This is a genomic window from Paenibacillus sp. NRS-1760, assembly GCF_050467785.1.
Taxonomy (GTDB): Bacteria; Bacillota; Bacilli; order Paenibacillales; family Paenibacillaceae; genus Pristimantibacillus.
In genome coordinates, this window is the sequence record NZ_JBITPK010000013.1 from 513,270 (window position 1) to 526,824 (window position 13,555).

Consider the following 13,555-nt stretch of genomic DNA (forward strand, 5'->3'; position numbering starts at 1 on the left):
AAGGAAGCGAGCTTTCATGCATGAATTGCCGGAACTGGAAAATTATCGGGCTTTATTGGCGGAGCAATTCGCTGGCGCCCAAATTACCGGTATCGAGATAACAAATGGTAAAGTTTTTCAAGCAAGTGAAGAACAAATTGAGCGTGACGTGGTTGGTAAAGTTGTATGGTTTGTTGAAAGAAGAGGTTTGCATTTAGTTTTGCACTTGGATAATGGAAAACGTCTATTGCTTCATTTGGGGCAAGGGGCTTATTTGTATAGAGGAAGCGAGTCTGACAAACCTGATCGCAACGTTCAGATGAAACTGCATTTCGGTGAAGCCGTATTGTATGGTGTCGGTTTGCGTGCAGATGATTTGCAGCTGTTGACTGTGAAGGAAGTCGAAGGGAAACTTGGACGCCTAGGACCAGATGCATTGGACAAAAGAGTGACAGTGGATCGTTTCATTGCACTATTTGCCAAAAAACGTGTTGCAATCAGAAACGCTCTTAGCGACCAAAACGTGATTTCTGGAATTGGTGCTGCATATGCGGATGAGATTTGTTTTGCCGCAGCGATTCGCCCTGACACTAAAGTTCCAGTATTAGAAAACGAAGCATGGGAACGCCTATACGCAGCGATGCATAATGTACTGAAGGAAGCGATTTCACAAGGAGGAGCGGGAGAGCATCCGTTCTTTGAAGGAGATAGCTTAACTGGAAAACATCGGAATCACTTTCAAGTCTTCGAGCGTGAGGGTCAACCATGTTCACGCTGTGGTGCTGTGATCGAGAAAATCGATGTATCTGGCCGCAAAGTGTATGCTTGTCCTGCTTGTCAACAAGATGAGGGATTAATCGCGCTTTGAGTCTATCGGTTGAACGGGGGATTCATTTATGATTCATGTTTATTTAGACGATTATCGCACTTGTCCAAAAGGTTTTGTATTGGCAAGCAATGCAGAAGAGTGCAAGCAGCTGATTGACCTTGAGGAAATTGATATTTTATCACTTGATTACGATCTAGGCTGGTCACAGCCGACTGGCTACGAAGTCGTGCGCCACATTGTTGAAACGGGTCGTTATCCAAGCCAAATATACTTACACACCTCAAGTGCCGCTGGTCGCATGCAAATGTACCATATGCTTTCAACGAATGCGCCGGCAGAGACCAAGCTGTTTAATGGTCCTATGCCGGAGGCTCTCATTAATAATATAGCTGGGCAATAATATGCACCCAGACCCTTTAAGGGTTTTTTACACCCAAACCCATAAGGGCTTTTAGACCCAGACCCTTCAGGTCTACTACACCCAAACCCTTAAGGGTTTTTTAAAGTGAAATCTTTGAGGATTTTTAAAACTCCCGACCCTAAAGGCTTTTCGAACCCACCCAAACCCTCCCTTCCAAGGGAGGGCCCCAAGGGTTGCACCCTCTGGACACCCACAACTGGACTAACGTGGGAGCTTGATCGGCGCTTATGAGTTAGGGTAGAGCATCGAACGCTTTCGTCCCTTTGGGACACGCTTTCACTAATTATGGGGAACCCCTAGGTGGGTTCGAACCAACCTAAACCCTCCATTTCAAGAGAAGGCCCTAGGGTTGCACCCTCTGGACACCCGCAACTGGATTAACGTGGGAGCTTGACCGGCGCTTATGAGTTAGGGTAGAGTATCGAACGCTTTCGTCCCTTTGGGATACGCTTTCACTAATGAAGGGGAACCCCAAGGTGGGTTCGAACCCACCCATACCCTCTCTTCCAAGGTAGGGCCTTAGGGTTGCACCCTCTGGACACCCGCAACTGGACTAACGTCGAAGCTTGAACGGCACTTGAGAGTTAGGGTAGAGCATCGAACGCTTTCGTCCCTTTGGGACACGCTTTCACTAATGCGGGGGAACCCCAAGGGCTTTTCGAACACACCCAAACTCTATATTTTTTAAGGAATTTGAAAGTTACGCTCATTGGACACCTGCAGCTGGACTAACGTGGGAGCTTGATCGTTGCTTTCGAGTTAGGGTAGAGTATCTAACGCTTTTGTCCCTTTGGGACATGCTTTCACTGAGAGGCTTTCACCTTTTCTTAATAAACAGTCTCATTAGGTTAAATTATCAACTAGGATTTTGTGTGAGATGACCAGTTTTTATTTTTGATGCAGTTTTATAAATAATATCAACTACATATTGTTAAGCCAATTACATATAAGACTAATTTTTAGACTTATTTGGTGTAATTCGATTGGTTTGAGGGTATTAAGACTAGTTTTTAGTTCTATTTGTGTTCAATTTTACAATAAGCAGTAATAAAATTTATTTTTCTCTGGTTTAAGACTATATTCTAGTCTTATTTAGTTTTATTGAGCCCATTTAGTTGAAATAGTTCTAGTTTCTATATCTATTTCACTAACATCGTCCGTTAATCATTATTTATGGGCTAAAACAATGGTTCATATGGCTATACTCAAATAATACCTAGCAAAAATAATATTTAAGTTAATTACTCGAATAATTTCACGAAATGTGACATATTCGGTTATAATGCAAACAAAGACTAAAAATATAAATAGAACTAAAATGCTGCGTAATTAATTTGCTGGCATCTCTATGTTTTTTTATTATCTCTGATCTATGTAAATGTTTGTATTTACGAAGGCTTCAATCTTTCACACATCAAGACACGATTTACATTTACAGACAACAAACTTCTAGCGTATCCCGTAGGGACGAAAGCGCTCATCCGTAAACTAAACATTCCAGCACAGATTATCGCCAACGTTAGTCGAGTTGCGGGTGTCCAGAGGGTGCAACCCTTGGGGCCCTCCCTTGGAAGGGAGGGTTTGGGTGGGTTCGAAACGCTTGTAGGGTTGGTGTATTAATTGTTTAGGGCTCAGGGTAGTAAACCCTCGAGGGCAAGGGTGAAAAAAATCCCTCTAGGGATCTAGGGTAATATAACACGAAAGAGGTTTAACATACGTGAGTCAATGGATCGGAACAGCTAATCAAACTTATGCACCATATGCGATGGAGGAGCTTCGGAGGCTGATTGAGGGCGTTGCCTTCACACAGCTAGCAGCAGGCGAAGTGTTTTTAATGACGAGCCCGCTAACACGGGAAGAGACGCTGCAAGCGATTCATCAGCAGGAGCCGATCTTTTTGCGCCATGTGCAGCCGGTGGATCGGACGATTGAAATTACAGGAAATGCGAATGATTTAGAACAATTGTCTAGCATGGTTCGAAATGCTGTATTAACTTTGGAAAATAAACGGGTAGCCGTTCATATTAGACGTACGTCGAAATCGGAGTTTGTGTATTCGGCTGCTGATACAAAAGCGGTGATAGATGCGGTACTCGAAGAGATTGACGCGGAACCTGTTGTACAGCAGCCAGACGTTATTATTGCGATCTATGCTGCGATTAATCAGCTATATGTCGGTTTTGGATCGCCATCGGAGATGCTCTCGGATTGGCCGGGCGGAGCCGTTCGTTTTCAACGCGAAGAAGGACAAGTCTCACGTGCCAAATTTAAGCTGCTTGAAGCAGAACGTGAATTCAACCTAAATTACGCACAGTTTCAAAATGCCCTTGATGTTGGCGCAGCGCCAGGCGGCTGGACATCACTTTTACTTGAACGCGGCCTGCGGGTTACAGCCATCGATCCTGCTGAATTGCATCCATCGCTAATGGCGTATCCTACGTTAACGTACTTAAAGCGCAATGCATCTGAAGTGAAATTTAATCCCGATTCATTCCAGCTTCTAGTCTGTGATATGAGCTGGAGTCCGATGATGATGTGTAAGCTCGTTCTCGATCTTGAGCCTGCACTAACGAAGGGTGCAACTGCCATAATTACAGTTAAGCTGATGCACCGGAAACCGCTTCAAACGATTCGAGACGTGATTTCAAGACTTTCAACAGAATTTAAGCTTCAAAAAGCTAAGCAGCTGTTCCATAACAGAGAAGAAATCACACTTTATTTGATCAAAAAATAACAGGAGTCGCCCCCCTTGTTGATAGGAGGGCGCTCTTTTTTCAAATCTAGCATACAATCCTAGCAAAGAATGAGTATGTCTTCTAACCAATAATAATTCGATAATAGCTGTAATCTCTTAAAGGAGACTTGGCCAATGCAGAGCTTGAAAGCGCTTTATATGAATTTGCGTATCAAACACAAAATGTTTGTGTTGATATCAGTCATCATGCTGGTTGTTGCTATGCTTGCTATCATTATTCAGCAATACGCTTTTGATTTTTATGATCAGGAAATATATAAGCAATCTTCCAAAGCGCTCAGTTTGTCGTCTCTCAGTATCGAGAATGAGCTGAAAAAGATGGAGAAGCTTACCTTTATGCTTTCAACGGATTCTACGATCCAGCATTATTTGAGATCCATCAAGAGCGGTTTGTCCGATTATGATAACTACGTTGTGCAATTAACGGTAAAAGAGCGAATGGTCAATATCGGCGGGCTTGATAAATACGTGCTTTCCGCCCAGCTGTATGACGTAAATGATAATGAATATGCGGTTGGTGCAAATTCGATAACGATTTACCAGGACCGTCTGGATGCGTTCAAAAATGCAACAGCGGTGAAAAAGGGAGGAAATACGTGGATTGCCCCCTACAGCAACGATAAGTCCTTAATTGCTGCGCGAGAGGTGCGTTCGTTTGAGCAGCTGAGCTTAGACTATCTTGGCACTTTAGCGCTTCGCATCGATATGAACAAACTGTTTAGAGACCTTGCTAAAGGCATGAACAGCAACGACGCGAAGCTGGTCATTATGAAAAACGATGAAGCGGTGTATCCTGAAGCGTCCGCTTTTTCCATGGAGTCCTTATCTTCGCTGCCTGGCAATGAGGGCTACAAAGTTATACGTTATGAAGGTAAGCAATATTTTGTTACTTATATAGCGTCAACTTATACCGATTGGACTTATTATACGCTGATCCCATTTGATGACATCTTTGACCGTGTCGTGAAGGTCAAAAATACGATTATTATTATTTTTGCTATATTATTTATCGTCATTCTCCTCATTGCAGTTGGCTTCGCAAATGGTATTACTGAGCCTATTGAACGCTTGAATGCTAAAATGAAAAGAGTACAGCTCGGTAATTTTGAATATATCGAGGAGCCGAATGAGAGAGCGCTTGCAATGGATGAAGCTGGTCAAATGCATCGAAACTTCCGAATAATGATTGAACGAATCAATGAGCTCATTCATGAAAATTACGTGAAGCAGCTTACGATTCGCGATACGGAATTTAAAGCGCTGCAAGCTCAAATTAATCCACACTTTTTGTACAACACATTAGAGTCGATCAACTGGTCCGCCAAGCTAAGCAACCAAACACATATTTCTCAGATGGTTGAAGCGCTCGGCTCCTTGCTCAGAACGTCCATCAATTTGAAGGAGCCGCTCATCCCGCTTAGCAAGGAACTGGACATCATTAATCACTATGTCACGATTCAGAAATACCGTTTTGAAGAACGGCTTGATTTCTATATCGACGTCCCGGACAGGCTGCTTAACTGCAGTATTCCGAAGCTTTCGCTTCAACCGCTCGTTGAGAATGCAATCAATTATGGCCTTGAACAAATGATTGACACCTGTAAAATACAAATACATGCCTATGTGGAAAATGAGCTGTGGTTTATTTCAGTGGAGGATAATGGGCCGGGAATGGAAGAAGAGTTTGTCACAAAGCTGTTAAGCGGACAAGTGCAGACGAAAGGCTCCGGTTTAGGCTTGAAAAATATCGAAGACCGCATCAAGCTGCTGTATGGCGAAGCATATGGCCTAATGGTAGAAAGCAAGCCAAACGGCGGTACCAAAGTGAAGCTGATGCTTCCTTATGAAATGAGGGATTCCCATGTATAAGGTTTTGTTGGTGGATGATGAACGAATCATCGTAGAAGGCATATCGCGTACAGTAAACTGGAATGCATATGAGGCAGAACTGGCAGGAACGGCGCGCAATGGACTTGAAGCTTTGGCCTTTATCGAGAGCCATATGCCGGATATCGTCATCTCAGATATCAAAATGCCAGGCATGAACGGGCTGCAGCTGGTGGAAAAAGTGTACGAAAACTACCCGCATATCGTTTTTATTCTTCTTTCCGGCTTTAGTGAGTTTGATTATGCTCGCACGGCGATGCAATTTGGAGTGAAACACTATTTGCTTAAGCCATGCAATGAAAATACGATTACGGATGCACTAACCGAGGTGATAACAGAGCTGAGGCAACAGCAAACGCAAGAGAGCTTCATGCTTCATATCCAGAAAGAGCTTTCAAAGGTGCTTCCTCACGCGAAGGAGCAATTTCTTAAGGAGCTTGTAACCAATAAAACATATGGCCAGCGTGATTGGGATGATTATGGCAACCTGTTTCATATTACAGTAGACAATGAAAAGGTTCAGTTGATTTTGTTTCAAATAGAGGGTGTGTTTGAATTTGAGCATCTGTTTGCGGTCAAAAATATCGCTCAGGATGTCCTCGGCAAACCGACGGTACTTCTCAGTACGACGATAGGAAAACATGTGCTGTTGCTCATTAAAGAGATTAACGAAACAGACGTTTTATTTGCACAATTGAATGAAATTAAGCAAACGTTTTCTTCCTATTACAAATTGGATGCTACAGTGGCCGTCAGCAATCCAGGTCAAATTATCGATGCTCGTAAAATGTATCGTGATACGCTGGAATGCTTAAATTATCAATTTTATTTAGGCGAAGGAAGCATCATAACGCAAAAGGATGTTGAAAGAGGAGATGGTAATGCACTTAAGCCTTTTATCTATGATGAAGAGCCTCTTTGCATGCATGTCAAATCAGGAGACTGGGCGTTTGTTCAGCATGAGCTGCAAAACTATTTTGATATGCTTGCCGACAGCCGCATGGACATGCATCTCTCGAAATCTTATGTCATCCCGCTTTACATATCTATCGTTAGACAAGGCAAACCTGAAGAAATCAATGAATATTTAACTAAGATTGCCGGATTTGATCAATTTACAACATTAAAAACGACACAGCAATTCGTCACAGAATGTGCGCAGCAAATCTGCTTGAACAACTTTCATACCCACACCAATAAGCATTCCGCCATTATTCAGAAGATGATTCAAGTAATTGAAGCACATATTTCCAATCCTGATCTATCGCTCAACTGGGTAGCAAGTGAGATCTTATACATGAACGCAGATTATGTAGGCAAGCTATTTAAGAAGGAAATGGGAGAGAAATTTTCAAATTATGTTGTTCGGTTAAGGATGGAGCGAGCGATGGAAGAGATCGAGAAAACAGGTGATGTGAAGGTTTTTGAACTCGCTGAGAAATTTGGTTTTGGCGATAATCCGCAATATTTTAGTCAAGTTTTCAAAAAACATACAGGGTCCACGCCTTCCGAATTCAAAAGGTCGCCATAATGGCGACCTCTGTTTTTTTAACAAAGAAAGCGGTTTTTTTAATTCCGACGATTCGACATTCACCCTATAATAAAGCTTGTAAACAACATTAAAGAGTCTGGAAGGGGCGTAACACAATGAAAGCACCAAAGAAAATGCTTTTGATGCTCATGGCTTTTGCACTAGTTCTCGTAAGCGCTTGCGGCGGAAACGCAAACAATGAAAAACCAACAAATGCGACCAACGCACCAAAATCAACAAACGAAGTGAAAGAAGAGCCAGCAGAAGCAAAGCCGGTCACTCTTCGTATCGCATGGTGGGGCGGACAGCCGCGTCATGATTACACAATGAAAGTCATTGAGATGTACAAAGCGAAAAACCCGCATGTAACGATAGAAATGGAATATGCAAACTATGATGACTACTGGAAAAAGCTTGCTCCTCAAGCAGCTGCAAACGAGCTTCCTGATATCATCCAAATCGATACGCAAAACTATTCGCAATACGCTGGCAGAAAACAATTGGCTGATTTGACTCCATTTATCGGCAATCAAATTGACGTAAGTGACATTAGCCAAAACGCGATTGATGGCGGTAAATTAGGCGATGGACTATACGGTATGAACCTTGGTGTAAATGCTCTTGGGTTTAACTACGATCCAGCACTACTGAAAAAAGCAGGCATTGATTCCATTCCTGAAAACTACACTTGGGATGATTACGTAGCAATGGCTGCAAAAGCAAAAGCAGCAGGAATTTTCTTCGACAACGGTATGCGTCCAGAAGTGTTCTTCGGCTACTACCTTCGTACACTTGATAAAACGTTGTTTAACGCAGAAGGCAACGGCCTAGGCTACGAAGATGATCAACTATTCACCGATTTCTTCGGAATGCTAGCTAAACTTGTTATCGATGGCGCAGTACCGTCACCAGACGTTCTAGCTCAAATCAAAGGCGCAGAAGACAGCCACCTTGTATTGAACCAAGGCATTGGCGTATGGCAATGGTCGAACCAATATGTTGGATTGCAGCAAGTGGCTAACCGTCCGCTAGCGATTGCTCCAATGGCTGGTCCAAACATGACTAAAGGGTTATTCCTTAAGCCAAGTATGTTCTTCTCCGTATCGGAAAATTCGAAAGTGAAAGAAGAAGCAGCTAAGTTTATCAACTTCTTCGTAAATGATATCGAAGCTAACAAATTGATTTTAGGCGATCGTGGCGTACCTGTTTCCTCTAAAGTGAAAGAAGCGTTAAAAGCGGTTTCATCTGAAGCACAAATCCAAGTATACGACTATGTAGCTTGGGCAGAAGCAAACAGCTCTCCAATGGATCCAGCTGATCCAATCGGTTCTGCAGAAGTGTTCAAATCGCTCACAAGCCTTGCAGAGCAAATGAACTACAACAAAATTAAACCAGAAGACGCAGCTAAGAAGTTTAGAGACGAAGCAACCGCTATTCTTAAGAAAAACAAGTAATATTGTTTCAGTAGAAGCGATGGTTGGTCGTTAGATCGACCATCGTTTTTTCATAAATAAAGATGCTTTGGCACGCTAGACTTCGTATAGGAGTTGGATAAGATGAAATCGCTATCACTTAAAAACAACTTGGTTGGCTACACCTTTATTGGTCCATTTGTTATCGGATTTTTATTGTTCACCTTAGTACCCGCTGTCGCATCGTTATATTTCTCGGTTACCGATTATGATCTCTTATCGACACCATCCTTTATCGGATTAGAGAATTACCAGACGATGTTTTTTGATGACTCGAAGTTTTGGGCATCTCTAAAGGTAACTTTTTTATACGTATTTATCGGTGTACCGCTTAGATTGGCCTTTGCATTATTTATTGCGATGATCTTGAATACAGCCTCGAAAGCAATCGGGTTATATCGGACCGTTTATTATCTTCCTTCGATTATTGGCGGTAGCGTTGCCGTGTCGATTATGTGGCGCAACCTTTACGGCGACGAAGGGGTTATAAACATTTTTCTGAATGCACTCGGTTTAGATAGCGTGAGATGGTTTGCTGAACCTGCAGCGGCGCTGTGGATGCTCATTACATTGTCCGTTTGGCAATTTGGATCGTCGATGCTTATTTTTCTAGCAGGTCTCAAAAATATACCGCCAGAATTGTACGAAGCTTCCAATGTGGATGGAGCGGGTCCAGTCGTTCGCTTCTTCAAAATTACTTTGCCAATGCTCAGCCCGATCATTTTGTTTAATACGATCATGCAAACCATCGGAGCATTTATGACCTTCGTTCCAGCTTACATTATTTCAAAAGGCGAGGGCGGCCCGTTAGACGGTACACTTCTTTATTCCCTTTACTTGTTCCGTCAAGCATTCGTTTATTTCGATATGGGATTTGCTTCAGCAATGGCGTGGGTAATGCTCATTATTATCGCTATCCTAACAGGGATTTTGTTCTACACCTCTAAAAAATGGGTTCATTACGAGTCGAAAGGTGGCCATTAAACATGACATTCAAAAAGCTGAAGTGGCCGATCTACCACATATTTGTCGCAGCGCTCGCGTTAGTCATGGTTTACCCGGTGTTATGGCTGTTAATGAGTTCATTTAAGCAAAGCAATCTCATCTTCGCAACGGCTGATTCACTTATACCACAGCCTTGGATTTGGGAAAATTATAAAATAGGCTGGGTCGGCATAGCAGGTCAGTCATTCGGCAATTTTATTATGAATTCTCTAGAAATCGTTGTTATTTCTACCATCGGAGCTGTATTATCATCTGCATTTATCGCTTTTGGATTTGCAAGACTTAATTTTGTGGGGAAAACGTTTTGGTTTGGAATCATGATGGTTACGCTCATGCTTCCCCATGATGTTGTACTCGTTCCGCAATATATTTTGTTTGCGAAGCTCCATTGGTTAAACTCAATTAAACCTATTGTTATCCCGCAATATTTCGGCATTCCGTTTTTTATCTTTTTACTCATTCAGTTCATCCGGACCATTCCGAATGAGCTCGACGAAGCAGCAACGATCGATGGCTGCGGGAAGTTCCGCTTGTTTTTCCGAATTATTTTGCCGCTCGTCGTTCCAGCTCTGGCAACCGCTTCAATTTTCTCGTTTTACTGGCGCTGGGAAGACTTGCTCGGACCGGTTTTATACTTGAATCGTCCAAGTTTGTATCCTGTGTCGATGGGTCTGAAAATGTTTCTGGACAGCGATACCGTCTCCAACTGGGGCGCTATGTTCGCAATGTCAATCGTCAGCCTTATACCGGTGCTCGCCATTTTCTTCGCATTCCAGAAGTATATTGTTGAAGGTATCAGCACCAGCGGTTTGAAATAGACATTCAAAATGAAATAGGGGAGAGGAAGATGGAAATGCCACAGCTTCAATTTGACGAAAATCATATTAAGGACGTTATAGATCGTGTTGTAGATCGCACATTCAGAATGGATTTTAGCTGGGATTGGCCAGGCGGCGTTGCTTTCTATGGGGTTGCGGAAGCGTACGAGGCAACAGGTAATGAAAGCTATATTCAGCTTTTGCAGGAATGGATTGATGAGAAGCTGGAAGACGGCTTGCCGAAGCTATCTGTCAATGGAGTATCCATAGGTCATGCTTTAATTTCATTGTACAAAGCAACTGACGAGCAAAAATATTTAGATGTCGCCATTCAAATGGCCGAATACTTAAAAAATGATGCGGTACGATTCGCAGATGGCATTTTCCAGCACACGGTCAATTCAGAAACGTATAATTTTCCTGAGCAAGCGTGGGTGGATACGATGATGATGGCGGGTTATTTCCTCGTGCGTATGGGACATTTGCTCGGGCGAAACGATTATTTGGAAGATGGCCTGAAGCAGTATCACGGTCATGAGCATTTTTTACAAGATCCCGTTTCGAACCTTTACTATCATGGCTGGGACAATATTGCACAAAATCATATGTCCTCGATTTTCTGGGCACGTGGAAACTCTTGGGCTGCTCTTACAATGGCAAAGGCATTGCCGCATATAGCCGTTCAGCATCCTTCATTTATGATAATTGAAGGCTCAATGCGAGATCAGCTTAGTACATTAGTGCGTATGCAATCCGAAAATGGGCTATGGCACACGGTTTTAAACGATGATAGCTCCTATTATGAAACGTCGGGTTCAGCAGGAATTGCGACTGGATTATTCGCATTTGGTTCCTTATACAACAAATACATTCAGCGTTCGATCGAAGGTGTTTTGAGCCAAATTACAGAGGACGGCGCAGTGCTGAATGTATCAGCCGGCACAGCAGTTATGAATGATTTGCAGGGCTATCGTGAAGTGGCTCATAAACGTGTACAAGGCTGGGGGCAAGGACTTGTGCTTGCGTTTTTGGCGGAGCTGTTGAATTCCAAGAAACGTGTTTTTTAAAGAAATGCATCTTGTTTCAAGTTTAAGATTTATGTTAAAGTAGCACTAATAGATAGGTTATCAGGAAGGCATCCTGATGCGGTTTGTAACTTACAAACGGCGTCGGGATGCCTTTTTTTGTTCGTATTTTATGCTGGAGGGATCGATATGGAAGGTACGGAAATGATATTTTCGCCATATGCAATGGGATCTGTGGTGGGGGATCGATACCGGATTGTCGGCATTCTTGGGCGAGGCGGGATGGGAGTCGTGTACGCCGCTGATGATTTGAAGCTCGCAAGTAAACGAAGAGCTATGAAAGTCATTGCACCGCTGCCAGGCGGTCGGAAATATGCAGAAGAAGCACAAATGATGATGAGGCTGGAGCATCCGCAGCTTCCTTTAATGGTCGACTACTTCCCTCCGAATGAGCTGCAATTCGAAGCACTGGTAATGGAATACATTGAAGGCTGCACGATTACAGATTTATTTCGTTCAAACGGAGCACAGCTAACCTTTACAAACATAATTGATATCGGATTACAGCTGTGCTCTGCGATTCGTTACTTGCATGAACATACGCCTCCAATTATTCATCGTGATTTGAAGCCCTCAAACGTGATGATTGACAAAAAAGGAAATGTGAAGCTAATTGATTTTGGTATTTCACGCCAATATATTACCGGCAAGGATAAAGACACCGTTCAGCTTGGAACGTATGGCTTCGCAGCGCCGGAGCAAGCAGGAGCAGGGCAAAGCGATGAGCGAACGGACATTTATGGACTCGGTGCGCTGCTGTATTTTATGGCTAGTGAGGGAAGTATTTATCATCAAAAAACGGGCTGGACAGCGGATTCTGCTTTATTTACATCTTTGCAGCCAGACGTTCCGAAAGCCTTTAAGCTTGTGCTAAAACGTTTACTTCAACCCGATCCCCAATATCGATATGCAACTATAGCTGAAGCGGAGAAAGCGCTAGAGGTTTTTGTAGAGCCTGATAGCGACAATAAGGTGTTCTGGAATAAACTAAAAAGCAAACCCTCTACACAATTAAATCAGAAGCTGATCGGCTTATTATCTTTATCCTCAGGTGCAGGGTCTACCTTTTTGACGCATGCACTTGCAGTCCTGCTTGGGAGGCAAGGCGCTTCTATAGCAGCAGTCGAATACGACGATACTAGGCCTGAATGGCACGCATGGTTATCTGGGCATAAAAGCATCAGTAATTATGAACAGTCCGGTCAGCTAACACAGGATAAACGTTATATCCACTATAAACATAATGATTTAGCAGTAAATTGGTTTTCATTTCATTCTGAACTAAGCTCCGATGATGCTAAATATGATGCTATGGCTTTTGCACAAATGCTTCGGACTTCACCAACTATGTACCAGCTAATCGATTTCTCTGGCAGTTGGAAGGAGTCTAATGCTATATCCATGCTGAAGCAGTCGCATTTCGTATTTGTAATTGGTGATCCTGCTGTGGTTAAGTGGCAAGCGAGCGAATTAAAGCTGCTAATGGACTTGAAGCAAAAAATGAAAGCCACAGGCGGAAAATTATTTTATATCGCCAACAAGGATCTGAACTACCATGGTCGGAATGAATGGCTTTCCTTATTTCCCGGCAAGCCATTAGCCATCGTGCCGCGACTTCCGGAAGAGACGCTGCTTTCTTTGCAATGGAAAGGGCTCTGGGCAACGGATGAATCGCGCTTAAATAAACGATTAAATCATGCGCTTTCGCCCATTTTACAGCTCCTTTATAAGGAAATGAACACAAAATGACCATTTTTGTGGTACAATGATACG

Annotated in this window: 10 protein-coding genes; all 10 read left to right on the plus strand. The window is 43.0% G+C overall.

The genetic code is table 11. From position 1 onward, the window contains the following. The first annotated feature begins 16 nt into the window (after positions 1-16). The 10 genes from ACIFSR_RS17915 to ACIFSR_RS17960 all read left to right on the plus strand — a co-directional run bounded on the left by ACIFSR_RS17915 (position 17) and on the right by ACIFSR_RS17960 (position 13,531). Positions 17-847 (plus strand): Fpg/Nei family DNA glycosylase, encoded by an 831-nt coding sequence (locus ACIFSR_RS17915; protein WP_430058868.1) that lies wholly within the window; start codon positions 17-19, stop codon positions 845-847. Positions 848-875: 28 nt separating this feature from the next. After that, positions 876-1,208 (plus strand): cyclic-phosphate processing receiver domain-containing protein, encoded by a 333-nt coding sequence (locus ACIFSR_RS17920; RefSeq protein WP_339202679.1) that lies wholly within the window; start codon positions 876-878, stop codon positions 1,206-1,208. Positions 1,209-2,946: 1,738 nt separating this feature from the next. Continuing rightward, positions 2,947-3,963, plus strand: coding sequence for an SAM-dependent methyltransferase (locus ACIFSR_RS17925; protein WP_076265825.1), 1,017 nt, complete (start codon positions 2,947-2,949; stop codon positions 3,961-3,963). A gap of 135 nt (positions 3,964-4,098) precedes the next feature. After that, positions 4,099-5,853 (plus strand): sensor histidine kinase, encoded by a 1,755-nt coding sequence (locus ACIFSR_RS17930; RefSeq protein ID WP_430058872.1) that lies wholly within the window; start codon positions 4,099-4,101, stop codon positions 5,851-5,853. Next, positions 5,846-7,402, plus strand: a complete 1,557-nt coding sequence (locus ACIFSR_RS17935; protein ID WP_430058875.1) for a response regulator transcription factor — start codon at positions 5,846-5,848, stop codon at positions 7,400-7,402. Before ACIFSR_RS17930 ends, ACIFSR_RS17935 begins: the two co-directional genes overlap by 8 nt. Before the next feature lie 116 nt (positions 7,403-7,518). Continuing rightward, on the plus strand, positions 7,519-8,856 hold the full coding sequence (locus tag ACIFSR_RS17940; RefSeq protein WP_430058878.1) for an ABC transporter substrate-binding protein: 1,338 nt from the start codon (positions 7,519-7,521) through the stop codon (positions 8,854-8,856). 102 nt (positions 8,857-8,958) lie between these two features. Continuing rightward, the gene (locus tag ACIFSR_RS17945) at positions 8,959-9,858 is read left to right on the plus strand and encodes a carbohydrate ABC transporter permease (protein WP_076265829.1); all 900 of its coding nucleotides are present in this window, start codon (positions 8,959-8,961) and stop codon (positions 9,856-9,858) included. A 2-nt stretch (positions 9,859-9,860) separates the two neighbouring features. Further along, entirely contained in the window at positions 9,861-10,697 is an 837-nt protein-coding gene (locus tag ACIFSR_RS17950; RefSeq protein ID WP_076265830.1) for a carbohydrate ABC transporter permease, read from the plus strand. Between the two features lie 35 nt (positions 10,698-10,732). After that, positions 10,733-11,764 (plus strand): glycoside hydrolase family 88/105 protein, encoded by a 1,032-nt coding sequence (locus ACIFSR_RS17955; RefSeq protein WP_430059341.1) that lies wholly within the window; start codon positions 10,733-10,735, stop codon positions 11,762-11,764. A 147-nt stretch (positions 11,765-11,911) separates the two neighbouring features. Then, entirely contained in the window at positions 11,912-13,531 is a 1,620-nt protein-coding gene (locus ACIFSR_RS17960; protein WP_430058882.1) for a serine/threonine protein kinase, read from the plus strand. Positions 13,532-13,555: the final 24 nt, after the last annotated feature.